At 66.0% G+C, this 14,172-nt stretch carries 16 protein-coding genes; 7 read left to right on the top strand and 9 right to left on the bottom strand.

Features of this window, described 5'->3' with window-relative positions; genetic code table 11:
* Window positions 1–132 precede the first annotated feature (132 nt).
* Window positions 133–507: a GNAT family N-acetyltransferase gene (locus HYG77_RS08625; RefSeq protein WP_109327646.1), complete on the top strand. Its 375-nt coding sequence runs from the start codon at window positions 133–135 to the stop codon at window positions 505–507.
* An 87-nt stretch (window positions 508–594) separates the two neighbouring features.
* On the top strand, window positions 595–972 hold the full coding sequence (locus HYG77_RS08620; protein ID WP_109327648.1) for a GNAT family N-acetyltransferase: 378 nt from the start codon (window positions 595–597) through the stop codon (window positions 970–972).
* A gap of 43 nt (window positions 973–1,015) precedes the next feature.
* Here HYG77_RS08620 and HYG77_RS08615 read toward each other — a convergent pair whose 3' ends face one another.
* From HYG77_RS08615 to HYG77_RS08605, 3 genes are read right to left on the bottom strand one after another with little or no spacing between them, the layout of a single operon-like run.
* Window positions 1,016–1,819: an exodeoxyribonuclease III gene (locus HYG77_RS08615; protein WP_109327650.1), complete on the bottom strand. Its 804-nt coding sequence runs from the start codon at window positions 1,817–1,819 to the stop codon at window positions 1,016–1,018.
* Between the two features lie 9 nt (window positions 1,820–1,828).
* Entirely contained in the window at window positions 1,829–2,803 is a 975-nt protein-coding gene (locus HYG77_RS08610) for a GNAT family N-acetyltransferase (protein WP_208962411.1), read from the bottom strand.
* Complete coding sequence (locus HYG77_RS08605) at window positions 2,793–3,383, bottom strand: peptide deformylase (RefSeq protein ID WP_208962410.1); 591 nt, start codon at window positions 3,381–3,383, stop codon at window positions 2,793–2,795. The genes HYG77_RS08610 and HYG77_RS08605 overlap by 11 nt, the downstream gene beginning before the upstream one ends.
* Window positions 3,384–3,562: 179 nt before the next feature.
* Between HYG77_RS08605 and HYG77_RS08600 the strand changes: the two genes are divergently transcribed.
* The 5 genes from HYG77_RS08600 to HYG77_RS08580 all read left to right on the top strand — a co-directional run bounded on the left by HYG77_RS08600 (window position 3,563) and on the right by HYG77_RS08580 (window position 7,907).
* Window positions 3,563–3,901 carry a DUF3263 domain-containing protein gene (locus tag HYG77_RS08600; RefSeq protein WP_109327656.1) on the top strand — a complete coding sequence of 113 codons (339 nt, stop codon included), beginning with the start codon at window positions 3,563–3,565 and terminating at the stop codon, window positions 3,899–3,901.
* A 25-nt stretch (window positions 3,902–3,926) separates the two neighbouring features.
* The gene (locus tag HYG77_RS08595; RefSeq protein WP_208962409.1) at window positions 3,927–4,493 is read left to right on the top strand and encodes a LytR C-terminal domain-containing protein; all 567 of its coding nucleotides are present in this window, start codon (window positions 3,927–3,929) and stop codon (window positions 4,491–4,493) included.
* Window positions 4,494–4,589: 96 nt separating this feature from the next.
* Window positions 4,590–5,300, top strand: a complete 711-nt coding sequence (locus HYG77_RS08590) for a superoxide dismutase family protein (protein ID WP_208962408.1) — start codon at window positions 4,590–4,592, stop codon at window positions 5,298–5,300.
* A 75-nt stretch (window positions 5,301–5,375) separates the two neighbouring features.
* Window positions 5,376–6,500 (top strand): glutamate--cysteine ligase, encoded by a 1,125-nt coding sequence (locus HYG77_RS08585; RefSeq protein WP_109327661.1) that lies wholly within the window; start codon window positions 5,376–5,378, stop codon window positions 6,498–6,500.
* A gap of 69 nt (window positions 6,501–6,569) precedes the next feature.
* Window positions 6,570–7,907, top strand: coding sequence for a phosphatase PAP2 family protein (locus HYG77_RS08580; protein ID WP_244461348.1), 1,338 nt, complete (start codon window positions 6,570–6,572; stop codon window positions 7,905–7,907).
* Here HYG77_RS08580 and mnhG read toward each other — a convergent pair.
* Genes mnhG through HYG77_RS08550 form a run of 6 tightly spaced genes read right to left on the bottom strand, consistent with a single transcriptional unit; the run spans window position 7,876 to window position 14,053 of the window.
* Window positions 7,876–8,214 (bottom strand): monovalent cation/H(+) antiporter subunit G, encoded by a 339-nt coding sequence (mnhG, locus tag HYG77_RS08575; RefSeq protein ID WP_109327665.1) that lies wholly within the window; start codon window positions 8,212–8,214, stop codon window positions 7,876–7,878. The genes HYG77_RS08580 and mnhG overlap by 32 nt on opposite strands.
* The gene (locus HYG77_RS08570; RefSeq protein WP_109327667.1) at window positions 8,214–8,471 is read right to left on the bottom strand and encodes a monovalent cation/H+ antiporter complex subunit F; all 258 of its coding nucleotides are present in this window, start codon (window positions 8,469–8,471) and stop codon (window positions 8,214–8,216) included. Before HYG77_RS08570 ends, mnhG begins: the two co-directional genes overlap by 1 nt.
* Window positions 8,468–9,040, bottom strand: a complete 573-nt coding sequence (locus HYG77_RS08565) for a Na+/H+ antiporter subunit E (protein WP_109327669.1) — start codon at window positions 9,038–9,040, stop codon at window positions 8,468–8,470. Before HYG77_RS08565 ends, HYG77_RS08570 begins: the two co-directional genes overlap by 4 nt.
* Window positions 9,037–10,659: a Na+/H+ antiporter subunit D gene (locus HYG77_RS08560; RefSeq protein ID WP_109327671.1), complete on the bottom strand. Its 1,623-nt coding sequence runs from the start codon at window positions 10,657–10,659 to the stop codon at window positions 9,037–9,039. Before HYG77_RS08560 ends, HYG77_RS08565 begins: the two co-directional genes overlap by 4 nt.
* Window positions 10,656–11,222, bottom strand: a complete 567-nt coding sequence (locus HYG77_RS08555) for a Na(+)/H(+) antiporter subunit C (protein WP_109327673.1) — start codon at window positions 11,220–11,222, stop codon at window positions 10,656–10,658. The genes HYG77_RS08560 and HYG77_RS08555 overlap by 4 nt, the downstream gene beginning before the upstream one ends.
* A complete protein-coding gene (locus HYG77_RS08550) occupies window positions 11,219–14,053 on the bottom strand; it encodes a Na+/H+ antiporter subunit A (RefSeq protein WP_109327675.1) in 2,835 nt (944 codons plus the stop codon). The genes HYG77_RS08555 and HYG77_RS08550 overlap by 4 nt, the downstream gene beginning before the upstream one ends.
* Window positions 14,054–14,172: the final 119 nt, after the last annotated feature.

Raw genomic sequence — 14,172 nt, 5'->3', positions numbered from 1 at the left:
TTGTCGCACAGACTGTAACCGACATGTCTGTGAGAAATCATTCCGGGGAACCTTGGACAGCGGCCCGGAGAGTCGGTATAAATGGTGACGTACATCACGTTTTGATCACGGAGCAAACACCAGGAGGTCGCAATGCTGACGGACTCGCAGGTTGTGGACGTGATCGACAATGCCGGTCAGAACCGCTTCGAGCTGCGACTGAGTGGGGACCTGGTCGGAATCCTCGGATACTACGACCTCTCGGGGCCGCCGACCGGCGCCGGCGCCGGGGTCGGGGTGACGGCCGGTCGGCGCCCGCCCGGCGTCCCGGCTCCGATCGTCTCGTTCATGCACACGGTGATCGTCGAGGACTTCGGGCATCGCGGACTCGCGTCGATGATGGTGGGGCGCTCCCTCGACCTGGCCAGGGAATACGGCTGGAAGGTGCGACCGGTGTGTACCTACGTCCAGCGCTTCCTGTCGGCCCATCCGGAGTACCGCGATCTTGTGGTACCGATCGAACGCTGACCGCTGCGCGAAAAACCCGGCAACGAATCGATCCCGGTTACGGCGTTTGTGCTCCCCCCGTCTGCGACTTACTGGTTCCATGGTGGCATGGATCACATTTCGAAGTCTTCCCCGGCGGGCAGTGCCTCGGCGTCGGGCAATGTCTCGGCCGCCGATGTTCGCGTACTCGACGATCCGGCTCACGAACGCTTCGACTTGTGGCTCGGTGACGAACTCGTCGGGATTCTCGGCTATCGCGACGAGGACGACATTCCCGGCTTCACGGCGAAACCGGGTGAGGTGGTGGCGTTCATGCACACGGTGGTGAAAGAGGAATTCGGCGGACGAGGATTGGCCGAAACACTAGTCCGCGCAGCCTTCGACGAGGCACGCGCTCGCGGGTGGAAAGTACGCCCGATCTGCACCTACGTCCAGCGCTATCTCTCGCGGCACCCGGAGTCCCTCGACATCCTCGTCGAGGACTGAATGTCTCTACGCCTCCGCGTTCGTGCAGTTGCGTGCAGTTGCGTCAGTCTCCGAGGTCGACGATGACCGGCGCGTGATCGCTCGCGCCCTTTCCCTTACGTTCGTTGCGGTCGATCTCCGCCTTGTCGACCCGGCCGGCGAAAGCGGGCGAGCCGAGGATGAAGTCGATCCGCATTCCCTGTTTCTTCGGGAATCGCAGCTGCGTGTAGTCCCAGTAGGTGTACACGCCCGGACCCGGTGTGTGCGGCCGCACCACATCGGTGAAACCTGACTCGAGAAACGACTGGAAGGCCTCCCGCTCGGGTGCGGATGTGTGCGTCTTGCCTTCGAAGAGGGCAGGATCCCACACGTCGTCGTCGGTGGGCGCGATGTTCCAGTCGCCGACCAAGGCGATCTGCTCCTCGGGATTCTTCTCCAGCCACCGGACCGCATCCGCACGCAGCTTGGACAGCCACTCGAGCTTGTAGGTGTAGTGCGGATCCGCCAGCTCGCGTCCGTTCGGAACGTACAGGCTCCACACGCGGACACCGTTGCACGTGGCACCGATCGCGCGGGCTTCCTCGACGGGGGCAACCTCTGGATCCTTGTGGAACCCGGGCTGATCGTCGAAACCGATCCGAACGTCCGTCAGCCCCACGCGGGACGCGATGGCCACCCCGTTCCACTGACTGATACCGACGTGCGCCACCTCGTAACCGAACTCGCGGAAACGCTCGTACGGAAACTGCTCGTCCTTGCACTTGGTCTCCTGCATGGCCAACACGTCGGTGTCGGTCCGCTGAAGCCAGTCGAGGATCCGGTCGGTACGGGCACGAACAGAATTCACGTTCCAGGTAGCGATGCGCACGCCGCCAGCCTAGTGCCCGCCGCCGACAGGTTCCGTCGCGTACCGGTAGCGATGGTGCGCAACGAAGCCGAGGCCGCGATACATCGCCTGAGCACCCTCGTTCTCCGCGGCCACCTGCAGGCAGGCATGGGTCGCTCCCTGCTCGCGACCCCACGCGATCATCTCGCCGCAGATCAGGCTGCCGATACCGCGCCTGCGGTGGGCCTGCGCCACCTCGACCGCGGTGAGTCCCACCCACAGGCGGCCGTCCGGGGCCGAGGTCACCGAACCGCGTGCGACTGCGAGGAGGGTGGAGTCGGCGGCGCCGATCCGGCCGAAGCCGAGCGTGCCGCCGCGGACGGCGTCGAGCACGTCGACCGCGAAGTCGGGGAGCGCGGACCCGCGGTACCGGTAGAGCGCGAGCCAGTCAGAATCGGGACGATCGGTGATCGTGGTCGTGCGAGGGCCCAAGGGAAGAGTGAGATTCGCGATATCGGCGCCCATTACGACGACCTCGTCGCTGAGATTCCATCCTGGTGGAACCGCGCCCAGCCGATCGGGAAGCAGAAGCCGCAACGGACGCTCGCGCTCGGCGTACCAGTCGCGCAGCCGATCGAGCGTGCTGCCGGGGGAGCTGTCTGCCAGGTCGCCGACCGTGCCCGGGTCACCGAGGGGGGCCGCCGAGTTCGCGCGCCCGGTGAATCCGTGACCGTACCGGGCCAGCCACCCGTCGATCCAGGCGTGTTCGACTCCCGGCCAACCGTCGGCGGAAGCGAGTTCGAGCGCCCGGATCTCGCTGGTGCGGACCGGCCGCGCGGGGACGGCCTTGAGGGCGATCACCCGGTCCGGTTCCACCTCGACGACCGAACCGTCCGCCGCACGCACGGTGACGAACGGCGCGACGCCCTCCAGAATCCCGACGACGTCGGTCATCGGGTGGCTGCGGCCGGGAGGCAATGCGTAACGCAGCACCACCCGGCTACCGACAGGGATGTCAGTCGTCATGCCCGAAGGGGTCTTCGACCGTTCCCGGCACCCAGCTCAGGCCCGGGACGCCCCAGCCGGCGCGTTTGATCGTCTTCTTCGCGGCCCGCGCGTTGCGGCCGATGAGCATGTCGACGTACAGAAAGCCGTCGAGGTGCCCCACCTCGTGCTGCAGCATCCGGGCGAAGAATCCGCGCCCCTCGATGTCGACGGGATTGCCTTCGGCGTCCGTGCCGGTGACTCTGGCCCAGTCGGCGCGGCCGGTGGGGAACTGCTCGCCCGGCACGGAGAGGCAGCCTTCGACGTCGTCGTCCGGGTCGGGCATGGTCTCGGGAACCTCGGACGTTTCGAGCACCGGATTGACGACGCAGCCGCGACGGCGGAAGGCTTTGCCGCTGTCGTCGACGTCGGGGCAGTCGTAGACGAACACGCGCAGCGACTCGCCGACCTGGTTGGCGGCGAGCCCGACACCGTTGGCGGCGTCCATCGTGTCGTACATGTCCGCGATGAGTTCGGCGAGCTCTGCGGGTGACTGGGACACCGGCTCGGTCGGCTTGTGCAGTACCGGGTCGCCCACGATCCGGATGGGGAGGATGGCCATGGTTGTCAAGGATAGTGCGGCGCGCCCGCGTCGCCGGCACTGCCTGCGGCCTTCCTCATGGTTGAATAGTCGCTGAAGTACAGCTGTGTAATTCGTTGCTCGGTCGGCCCACGCGATCGAGGAGCCGGGGGAACGTGGTTTCGCTGAATTCGAGCGAGAGCTAGTAGTCGAGGAGTGACATGGACGGCGCAACAGCGCGTAGTCGGAACCAGTCCGAGCGCACCGACAACGACAACTCCGCAGGGGTCGACGAGGTCGGGACCGACGGACTGAGCCGTCGGGAACACGACATTCTGTCCTTCGAGCGCCAGTGGTGGAAGTATGCCGGGGCCAAGGAAGAGGCAATCAAGGAGCTCTTCGACATGTCGGCCACCCGGTACTACCAGGTGCTCAACGCCCTGGTCGACCGCCAGGAGGCACTCGCGGCAGATCCGATGCTCGTAAAGCGGCTGCGGCGTCTGCGCGCCAGCAGGCAGAAGGCTCGCGCCGCTCGTCGCCTCGGGTTCGACGTCACCTAGTAGCCCGGTCGCTAAGGTCGACACCGTGAGCAATCAGAATCCGCAATCGTCCGGCCCGCCGTTACGTGCCCTCGCCATGGTGCTGATTTCTCTCGCGATCCTCTTCGCAGGTCTCGGGTTCGCCTCACTCGGCGATTCGGACTCGGAGAACACTGCGGCCACCGTCACGACCGCCTCCGCGGCCCCGCCGGCTTCGGCCGCGGCGCGCACGACGACTGCGACCGCGTCGGCGTCGGCGTCGGGTGCCACCTCGACGTCCGCGTCGGCGAGCACCACGTCCGGCGCCTCGGGTACATCCGCGTCCGCCGACGCGTCGTCGGTGCCCGTGCGGGTGTTCAACAACAGCAACGTCACCGGACTCGCCGGACAGACGGCCACCGAGCTCACCGAGGCCGGCTGGACGGTGGCCGAAACGGGAAACTACAGCGACGGCACGATCTCCGAAACCACCGTCTACTACGGCAATTCGCCTGCCGAGAAGGAAGCGGCGACGCAGATCGCCGCCGAGCTGGGGGCTACGGCCAAACCCCGATTCGCCGGTATCGCGAACTCTTCCGCAGGCGTCATCGTCATCGTCACCGCGGCCGGTTAGCGCGAGCGCCGGGGCAGGCCGGACCGGAAGGCCGGTCCAGGGGCGTCGTGGTTATGATCAGTTGCACTTCTTCGCCACCTCAAAGGAGCGGTTTTGATGGCCTCGAGTACTACCCGTCGGATGTCCTGGCGCATTGTCACCCCCGTGGTGGCCATCGCTGCGTTGGGGCTGACCGCCTGCAGTAACAACGAGGAGCCGTCCGACGTCTCGGGCACCACGCCCCCCGTGTGGACCGGAGCCGCCGATCCCAGTGCCGCAGACGTTCCCGGCGACGCAGGCCACGGTTCGGCCGGCGGGCACAGCGAGAGCGGAAGCGAAACCCTCACTGCGACGTTCAAGAATGCCGAAGGTAACGACGTCGGCACCGCTACCTTCACGCAGTCCGGCGAGCACGTCGAGGTCACCGTGTCGGTCAAGGACCAGACTCCCGGGTTCCACGGCTTCCACGTGCATTCGGTCGGCAAATGCGAGACGAACTCCGTCGCCCCCACCGGTGGTGCACCCGGCAACTTCCTCTCCGCGGGTGGGCACTTCCAGGTCGAGGGGCACTCCGGCCATCCGGCCAGCGGCGACCTCACCTCGCTGCAGATCCTCGAAGACGGTACCGGTGAATTGGTTACCACCACTGACGCGTTCACGGTGGAGGAGTTGAAGAACAGCGATGCCGGGACCGCGGTCATGATCCACTCCGGCGCCGACAACTTCGCGAACATCCCCACCCGGTACGCACCCGCTCCCGATCAGGAAACCCTGAGCACCGGGGACGCAGGCTCACGTGTGGCCTGCGGTGTCCTGGGCGAAAGCTGAGATGTCCGACATCCCGGTTGACGCCGGGATGTCGGTGTACTGCCGCGCTGTGCGGCCTGTGGTTGGATCGGAATCGTGGTAGTTCCCTTTCCCGGTTCGCCGCGGCCGACACTGGGTGTCGAGTGGGAGATCGCGCTGGTCGACAGGGTCACGCGGGATCTCTCCAACACGGCCGCCGAGGTGTTCGATGCGGTGGCGAATCTGGCGGGCCCCGAGGATCCGCGCATCACCAAGGAGTTGCTGCGCAACACCGTCGAACTCGTGACCGGCATCCACTCCACCGTCGGCGAGGCGATGAGCGATCTCGATGAGTCGCTCGATCTGCTGCGGCGGGCTGCCAACCCGCTGGGTGTCGACTTGATCTGCGCCGGCACCCACCCGTTCGCGCAGTGGTCCACCCAGTTGGTCACCCGCACACCCGACTACGACGAGCTGATCGAACGCACGCAGTGGTGGGGGCGGCAGATGCTGATCTGGGGTGTGCACGTTCACGTCGGTGTGTCGTCACCGCAGAAGGTGTTCCCGATTCTCAATGCTCTGCTGCAGCGGTATCCGCATCTACTGGCGTTGTCGGCGTCGTCACCGATGTGGGCGGGCGTCAACACCGGGTACGCCAGTAACCGTGCGCTGATGTTTCAGCAGCTGCCCACGGCCGGGTTGCCCTACCAGTTCGCGAATTGGGCGCAGTACGAAGACTTCATCAGTGATCAGATGAAAACCGGGGTGATCACCAAGATCGGCGGCATGCACTGGGACATCCGCCCGGCTCCGCGCTGGGGCACCATCGAGGTGCGGGTTTTCGACGGCATTTCGACCCGGGCCGAACTCGGGGCGCTCGTGGCACTCGTGCATTGCCTGATCGTCGATCTGGACCGGCGTTTCGAGGCCGGCGAGAACCTGCCGAACCTGCAGCCCTGGCATGTCAAGGAAAACAAGTGGCGGGCGGCGAGGTACGGGCTCGACGCCGAGATCATCCTCGATTCGGACAGCAACGAGAGGCTCGTCACCGACGACCTGAACGATCTGCTCGAGAAGCTCGCACCCACCGCTGCGCGTCTCGGGTGTGCGAACGAGCTGGCGGCTGTGGCCGATATTCCGCGCCGCGGGGCCTCCTATCAGCGCCAACGCCAAGTCGCGGAGGCCACCGGGGGCGATCTGGTGGCGGTGGTCGATGCTCTCGTGAAGGAACTGGGCACCTGACACCGCGGTACCAGGATCGGACGCTTGTCCACCTGCCGTTCATGTGTTGTTTACACTTGGCGGGTGTCGATCGACGAAGTAGCCGTTGCACGGCCGGGGAGGTCCGTCGACCGGTCGCCCACACTCGTTGCCGGTGGCGTGCTGGGGGTCGTGGCTGCGCTGGTGACGGTCCAGTTGCTCGCGTCGGCGCAGGGATTCCAGGGGCCACTCGAAAGCCTTGTCCGTGACTATGTTCTGACACCGAAGTCGGCGTCCGTCCCCTGGGCGGGGCTCGCGCTCGCGATGGTCGGGCTCACTTCACGGCAGCGGATCGTGGCCCTGTCGGCCGCGGCCGGCATCGATGTGTCCGTCGCCGCTGTGCGGTACGCGGCGGGGGGCCCTCTCACCGTGGGAAACGGTGCGACGTGGGTTCTCACCGCGGTCGGTGTCTACGCCGCAGTCCGGTGGACCGGCGAGCAGCGGCGCAGCGCGCTGAAGGGGGTGGCCCTCGGTGCCCTGCTCATTCTTGCGACCAAGTTCGGCGATGCGTGGTTGCAGATCACGATCATGGCCGGCCCGATGGTTCTCGACGAATACGCGCAGCTCGCCGACCATGCCCTGGGAAATCCGTCGTGGCACATGGGACAGCTGGTCGATGCTCTCGGTTCGGTCGGATACGGGGTTCTGCACTGGGTTTACATCGAACTACCGGTCGCCGCGATCGCGGTGGCGATCTATCAGCTGCGACACGGCTGGCCCACGCATTATCTCGTCCGCACGTTCCTGATGATCGGCCTCGTCGGGCCCATCTTCTACCTTCTCTTCCCCGTGGTGGGGCCGATCTTCGCATTCGGCACCGACGGGGAGGGCTTCCAAGCAGGCAATTACTGGCCGAATCTTGTTCCGACGCCCGACTTCACCCCTGCGCCGATGGCGTTCGATGAGGTGACGCCCCGCAACTGCATGCCCAGTCTGCACACCGCGTGGGCGCTCGCGCTGTTCATCCACTCGCGCGGCGGCACCTGGTGGCTTCGGCTCGGCGGCACGTTCTGGCTGGTATGCACTCTCACCGCGACGCTCGGCTTCGGCTATCACTACGGAGTCGACCTGGTGGCGGGAGCCGTGCTCTGCCTGACCATCGAGTCGGCCTTGCGGGACCCCGAACGCGGGTGGGGCTGGTTCCGGATTCGGCTCGTGGGCGGCGGGGTGATCGCACTCGTCGTACTGCTGCTCAGTTACCGCTATCTGGCCGTGCCGATGGGCCGCTTCCCCGAGGTCTCGGGACCGATCGTGATCGGTGTCCTCGCCGCTGTGATTCTCGGGTTCTACGCGACCTTCTTCGCCCGCGAGGACAGCGCGCTGCACCGCTGGGGCACCGTCGGTTCCCGGCCCGCGGTCACGGCCGCTCTGGAGGCTCCAGCTCGTTGATCATCATCAGCCCGTCCTGATCGCGTTGCTCCCGGTACGCGACGCGGCCGACGCTGTGCGCGATGACGGGAGCGGTGAAGAGAGTGAAGACGCCGACGAGGATCAACATCCAGATGTCGACGTTGCCCCGCAGTTCGATCACGGCGCCCACCAGCACCATGTTCAGTCCGACCACCTGCGGTTTGGTGGCGGCGTGCATGCGCCGCAGAGTGTCGGGGAAACGCACGATGGCGATGGCCGCGGTGAGCGCGAGGAGTGAGCCCGCCAGCATGAGACCGGCGCCGATGTAGTTCAGGACACTGGTCATTACTTGTCACTCACTCGGAAGCGGGCCACCGACACGGAACCGATGAAGCCGACCAGCGACAGGGCGACGATGGCAGGGACGATCGTGGTGTCGCCGGTGTAGGCGGCCCACACCGCGAGACCACACATGGCGAGGGCGATCAGGGTGTCGAGGGCGACGAGGCGGTCCAGTGAGTTGGGCCCGTCGAGGAGCCGAAAGGTGGTCAGCACGCCGGCGATCACCAGAACGATCCCGGATATGACGGAGACGACTGTCATGTGGTGCCCTTCTGAGTGGGGTCCTCGTACTGCTCGTCGCCGAAGTGCCAGGCACTCGGCTTCCATTCGGAGTCGCGCTCGAAGGCGGCGATGAACAAGCGTTCCAGTTGCGCGACCGTGCGGTAGAACTGGCCGACCGCCTTCGCCGAACCCATGTCGAGTACATGGACGTACACGATTCGTCGAACCTGATCGATCTCGAGCACCATGGTTCCCGGGATGAGATTCAGGACGTCGATGAACAGGGTGAGGACCAGATCCGATTTGATTCCGAGTTGGTACCGCAGAACGCCGGTGACCGGTGGTGGACCGGGGCGTACCGCCAGCCAGGCGATCTGCAGGCTCGATTCGAGCGAGTAGTACACGAATTTCCATGCCAGCCGGAGGAGTGACAGGACGTGCACGCGCCCCTGGACCGGCACCCCCGGCAGGGGCATGAGGACCATGATCAGCACACCGACCGCGACTCCTCCGACCACATTGGCGATGCTGAGGTTTCCCCACAGGAGAATCCATACGGCCGTCAACCAGACCAGTGCGCTGAGTTGGAGAAATCTCTCGCGTTTCATCGCGGCGCCTCCTGCGCTTCGGCCCCGCTGCGATCGCCCAGGACTGCGGTGATGTAGATCGAGCGGTCCTGCAGGTCGGTGGCAGCACGGTCGCTGATCGAGATGATCTGCCCGGCGAAGACCGTCATGGCCAGGCCGACCCCGACGAGCGCGACCGTGGGTAGCAACATCATCGCGGGTATGCGCCCCACGTCGGCGCGATCGTCGAACGGGATGTCGGCCTCGGACTCGTCGATCAGTGCCGACGGGCTGACGTCGGCGAGGTCACCTTCCGGGGCGTCGGCGCGGGCCCGCCAGAACGCCTTGGTCCAGACGCGGGCCACCACGTACAGGGTGAGCAGGCTGGTGAGGGTACCGCCGCCGACGAGGACCCAGGCCAGCACCCCGGCGTCTGCGGAACCCGCTTGCAGCAGGGCTACTTTGCCGATGAACCCGGAGAACGGCGGGATGCCCCCGAGGTTCAACGCAGGGACGAGGAAGACGATGGCCAGGACGGGGCTGGCGGCGGCGAGCCCGCCGAGCCGGCGCAGCGACGACGACCCGGCCTGTCGTTCGATGAGACCGACGACGAGGAACAGCGTGGTCTGCACGAGAATGTGGTGCGCCACGTAGTAGATGGCACCCGAAAGCCCCGACTGCGTGGACAGCGCGATACCGAACACCATGTAGCCGATGTGACTGACCAGGGTGAAGGACAGCAGGCGTTTGATGTCGCTCTGCGCGATCGCACCGAAGATGCCGACGAGCATCGTCAGCAGGCCGCACACCATCAGAACGTTGTCGAGTTCGCCCTCCGGGAACAGCAGCGTGTGCGCGCGGATGATCGCGTACACGCCCACCTTGGTGAGCAGACCCGCGAAGACGGCTGTGACCGGTGCCGGCGCCGTCGGGTAGGAGTCGGGGAGCCACGTCGATAGAGGGAAGACCGCGGCCTTGATCCCGAACGCCACGAGCAGGACACCGAAGATGGCGGTGCGCGTGCCCGACGGGATGCCGTCGAGCCGGGTGGCCATGTCGGCGAGGTTGAGGGTGCCGGTGGCCGCGTAGGCGAAGGAAATGCCGGCCAGGAAGATCAGCGACGACACCATCGACACCATCACGTAGGACACGCCGGCGCGGACCCGCTCGGCGCTCGCTCCCAAAGTCAGTAGGACGAAGCTGGCCGCGAGCAACACCTCGAAACCGACATACAGGTTGAACAGGTCGCCGGCGAGGAAGGCGTTGGATATTCCTGCGGTGAGGGCTAGGTACGTGGGCAGGAAGATCGAGACGGGCTGGTCTTCACTTCCGTCGCGGATGCCCTGACCGACCGCGTATGCCATGACGGCCAGCAGCACGATCGAAGAGACGACGAGCATCATCGCGGACAAACGGTCGACGACGAGGGTGATGCCGATGGGGGAGTCCCAGCCGCCCACTTGAATTGCCGTCGTGCCGTCGCGGTCCGCGAGGTACAGGAGCAGTGCGGACACGACCAGCACGGCGATCAGTGCGGTCAGGGTGATCACCCGCTGGGCCCGGGGACGCCGGCCGAGTACCAGGGTCGCGGCGGCGGCGAGCATGGGCACGAGAACCGGCAGCGGCGCGAGTGTGGTGACGAGGTGCGGGGACAGGGTCACGGCTTCTTTCCGATCGTGGCCTTATCGTCTTCGTCGTCATCGAAATCGCCGGTGTGCAGCTCTTCGTAACCCTCGAGGTCTTCGAGGTTCCGTAGTTCTTCCAAGGGGATGGGATTACCGTTCCGGTCGAAGGCGTCACCGGTGAAACTGGGCTCGCCGGTGACGGGGTCGTCGGAGCGGTCGCGGTCGGGAGCTTCCGAGGGCGAACGCCGCAGCAGGACCCGGGTGTCCTCGGGATCGTTCTCGACGAGGTCGGCGGTGGTGATCTTGAACGACCGGTACGCGAGAGCCAGGACGAAGGCCGCAATGCCCATGGTGATGACGATCGCGGTGAGCACCATGGCCTGCGCGAGGGGATCGGCCATCGACTCGTGGATGGAGTCACGGCCCACGATCGGTGGATTGCCGTCCGAGCCACCCGACGTGAGGATCAGAAGATTGATCCCGTTCCCGAACAGCAGCAGTCCCAGGAGCATGCGCGTGATGCTGCGCTCGATGAGCAGGTAGACGCCTGCCGACACCAGGACGCCGATGATGACGAGGAATCCGATGTTTGCGCTCATTTCTGGTTCACCTCGATCTGTGCATCGAGACGTGCGCCGAGACTGCGGAGCACGTCGAGGACGAGACCGACCACGATGAGGTACACACCCAGATCGAAGAACAGTGCGGTGACCAGCTTGATGTGTCCCAGCAGCGGGACCGTCACCTCGAACACTGCGGACGACAGCACGGGTGCGCCGAGGAACAGCGACACCAGGGCCGTTCCGGCGGCGAGTGTGAGGCCCAGACCGAGAATTTTTCCGGCGTCGATGGGGACCGTTTCTCCCAGCTCGTACCGGCCGCCCGCGAGATAGCGCAACACAAGGGCGAGCCCCGCGGTGAGTCCGCCGGCGAATCCGCCACCGGGTGTGTTGTGCCCGGAGAAGAAGAAGTAGACCGACAGCACCATGATCGTCGGGAAGATCAGCCGGGTGGTCACCTCGAGAACCAGCGAACGGTGTCGGGGATCGATGAGATCTCCACCGAGCAGCCAGGTCGTCTCCGACTGCGCGGACGCCTGTTCGACGGTGACTGCAGGGGCGTCCGACACGCGGGGCGCGCTACCGAAGCGGCGATTGCGGAACACCAGACTCGCGACACCCGTCGCGGCGACGAGTAGAACCGAGATTTCGCCGAGCGTGTCCCAGGCGCGGATGTCGACGAGTAGGACGTTCACGACATTCTTGCCGTTTCCGATGTAGTACGCGGCGTCGGGAAGCAACCCATGAATGGGCACCGTGTTGCGGGCGTTGATCGCGTAGGCACCGATCGTGGTGATGGTGGCGCCGACCGCGACGGCGAGCAGTGCCCTGGGCAGCTTGAAACCGATCGCCCTGCTCTCGTCGACCTCTGCGGGAAGCTTGCGGAACACCAGCACGAAGATCACCAGAGTCAGCGTTTCGACGAGGAACTGGGTGAGCGCCAGGTCCGGGGCGCCGTGCAGCGCGAACAGGACACCGCAGCCATATCCACTGAGGCCGACGAGGATGACGCTGGCCAGCCGGTTGCGCATCACCGTCGCCGCGAGCGCGGCGGCCACCATCATCAGCCCGATCACGAACTGCACCGGCGAGTCCCACAGTCGGAGGTCGGCGTCGGTGCGGCTGCCGGTGAACAGCAGAACGAGCGGCAGCACGACGAGCGTGGCGAGAATGATCGCCTGGGTCCGGGGGAGCGAACCGCGCTGAGTGGCACCGGTCAGCCGCATCGACAGGGCGTCCATGAAGCGGAGTGTCGCGTCGTAGATGCGGTCGGCGTTGCCGAGCGGTGGATGTTCGAACCGCAACCGGATGACCCACCGCTGCGCCACGAACAGGGCGGTGCCGACGGCGAACACGAGCACCGTCAACAGCAGTGCGGTGTTGACGCCGTGCCACAGCGCGAGGTGGTAGTCGGAAGCGCCCTCGGCAGGCAGCGTCTGCGAGTACGGAACCAGCAACTTCTCGAGTTGGGGTGACGCCACACCCGCGGCCAGACCGAGCATCGAGAGCACCGCGGGCGCGGCCAGGAACATCGGGCCGGGGGCGTGCATCTTCTGCACGGCAACGGTGGGATTCTCGAGCCGCTTGCGCCCGAATGCGCCCCACATGAACCGCACGCTGTAGGCGAAGGTCAGGATCGATCCGACCACCACCACGGCCACGGCCACGAGGCGAGCGGGGTCCGCGAGCGCCGTGGTGCTCAGCAACGAGTCGAAGGCTGCTTCCTTGCCGACGAAACCCAGGAACGGCGGCAGTCCGGCCATGCTGGCCGCGGCAAGGGCCGCGAACACCGTCAGCGCCGGTGCGCGGGCGCCCAGGTGGCCCAATTTCCGGATGTCCCGGGTGCCGGTGGAGTGGTCGATGATGCCGACCACCATGAATAGCGCCGCCTTGAACATCGCGTGGGCGACCACCATGGTCAGCCCCGCCAACATGGCGTCCCGCGTACCCAGACCCACGAGCACCATGAGAAATCCGAGCTGACTGACGGTGCCGAACGCGAGGACGAGTTTGAGGTCGAAGGCCCGCAGCGCACGCCACCCCGCCAGCACCATCGTCAGCAGCCCGAGCGTGACGATGGTGAATCGCCACGGGGCGGCGTCGGCGAAGCCGGGGGACAGCCGGGCCACGAGATAGATGCCGGCCTTCACCATGGCCGCGGCATGCAGATAGCCGCTGACCGGAGTCGGGGCCGCCATCGCTCCGGGCAGCCAGAAATGCAACGGGACGATCGCGGATTTCGACAGCGCGCCGATGAGGACCAACACAACACCGACACCGGCGAGCCAGCCGCGAGGTGCGACCTCGATCAGTTCCGACAGGTTGTACGTGCCACCGACCTGGCCGAGGATGATGATGCCGACGAGCATGGCCAGCCCACCCGCGGTGGTGACGAGCAGCGCCTGCGTCGCGGCCCGGCGACTCGAGGCGCGCTCGGCATAATGGCCGACCAGCAGGAACGACAGGACCGTCGTCAGCTCCCAGAAGGTGTACAGCAACAACATGTTGTCGCTGGCGACAAGCCCGAACATGGCGCCGGCGAACGCCACCATCTGCGCGGCGAAAATACCCAGCCGAGGCTCGTCGTCGGTGAAGTACCGCGCGCAGTACATCAAGATCAGGGCGCCGATCCCGAGGACGAGCAGCGACATGATGGCGGCCAGGGGATCGAACCAGAAGTCGATGTTCATCGACAGGCCGGGGATCCACTCGAGTGAGACGGTCTGCACCGTCCCCCAGTGCGCGATCACCCAGCCGAGTGATACCAGCGGGACGAGCGCGAGCGGATAGAAAGCGTTGCGGCCGAACATGCGCACCACAAGCGGAGCCAGAACGGCGGCGACAGCATGGGCGAGCAGAACAGCGAGCAAAAGGCACTCCGTCGTTGGTCAGCGGGCGGCGGGGTGTCGGAACGCAGCGAACCGAGTCGGTGTAGACCGTTCGCGAAGCTAGCGAGTTGGTCTACGACGTACATCTTACTGGTTCCAGG

It is taken from the genome of Rhodococcus sp. ZPP, assembly GCF_017656075.1.
Classification (GTDB): domain Bacteria; phylum Actinomycetota; class Actinomycetes; order Mycobacteriales; family Mycobacteriaceae; genus Rhodococcus_F; species Rhodococcus_F oxybenzonivorans.
This window is presented reverse-complemented; position numbering and strand designations above follow the sequence as displayed.

What these genes read in the sequence shown, in the direction of transcription:
- HYG77_RS08625 (WP_109327646.1), top strand. Translation starts at nt 133, where the DNA reads ATGCTGACGGACTCGCAGGTTGTGGACGTGATCGACAATGCCGGTCAG.
- HYG77_RS08620 (WP_109327648.1), top strand. Translation starts at nt 595, where the DNA reads ATGGATCACATTTCGAAGTCTTCCCCGGCGGGCAGTGCCTCGGCGTCG.
- HYG77_RS08610 (WP_208962411.1), bottom strand. Translation starts at nt 2,803, where the DNA reads ATGACGACTGACATCCCTGTCGGTAGCCGGGTGGTGCTGCGTTACGCA.
- HYG77_RS08605 (WP_208962410.1), bottom strand. Translation starts at nt 3,383, where the DNA reads ATGGCCATCCTCCCCATCCGGATCGTGGGCGACCCGGTACTGCACAAG.
- HYG77_RS08600 (WP_109327656.1), top strand. Translation starts at nt 3,563, where the DNA reads ATGGACGGCGCAACAGCGCGTAGTCGGAACCAGTCCGAGCGCACCGAC.
- HYG77_RS08590 (WP_208962408.1), top strand. Translation starts at nt 4,590, where the DNA reads ATGGCCTCGAGTACTACCCGTCGGATGTCCTGGCGCATTGTCACCCCC.
- mnhG (WP_109327665.1), bottom strand. Translation starts at nt 8,214, where the DNA reads ATGACCAGTGTCCTGAACTACATCGGCGCCGGTCTCATGCTGGCGGGC.
- HYG77_RS08570 (WP_109327667.1), bottom strand. Translation starts at nt 8,471, where the DNA reads ATGACAGTCGTCTCCGTCATATCCGGGATCGTTCTGGTGATCGCCGGC.
- HYG77_RS08565 (WP_109327669.1), bottom strand. Translation starts at nt 9,040, where the DNA reads ATGAAACGCGAGAGATTTCTCCAACTCAGCGCACTGGTCTGGTTGACG.
- HYG77_RS08555 (WP_109327673.1), bottom strand. Translation starts at nt 11,222, where the DNA reads ATGAGCGCAAACATCGGATTCCTCGTCATCATCGGCGTCCTGGTGTCG.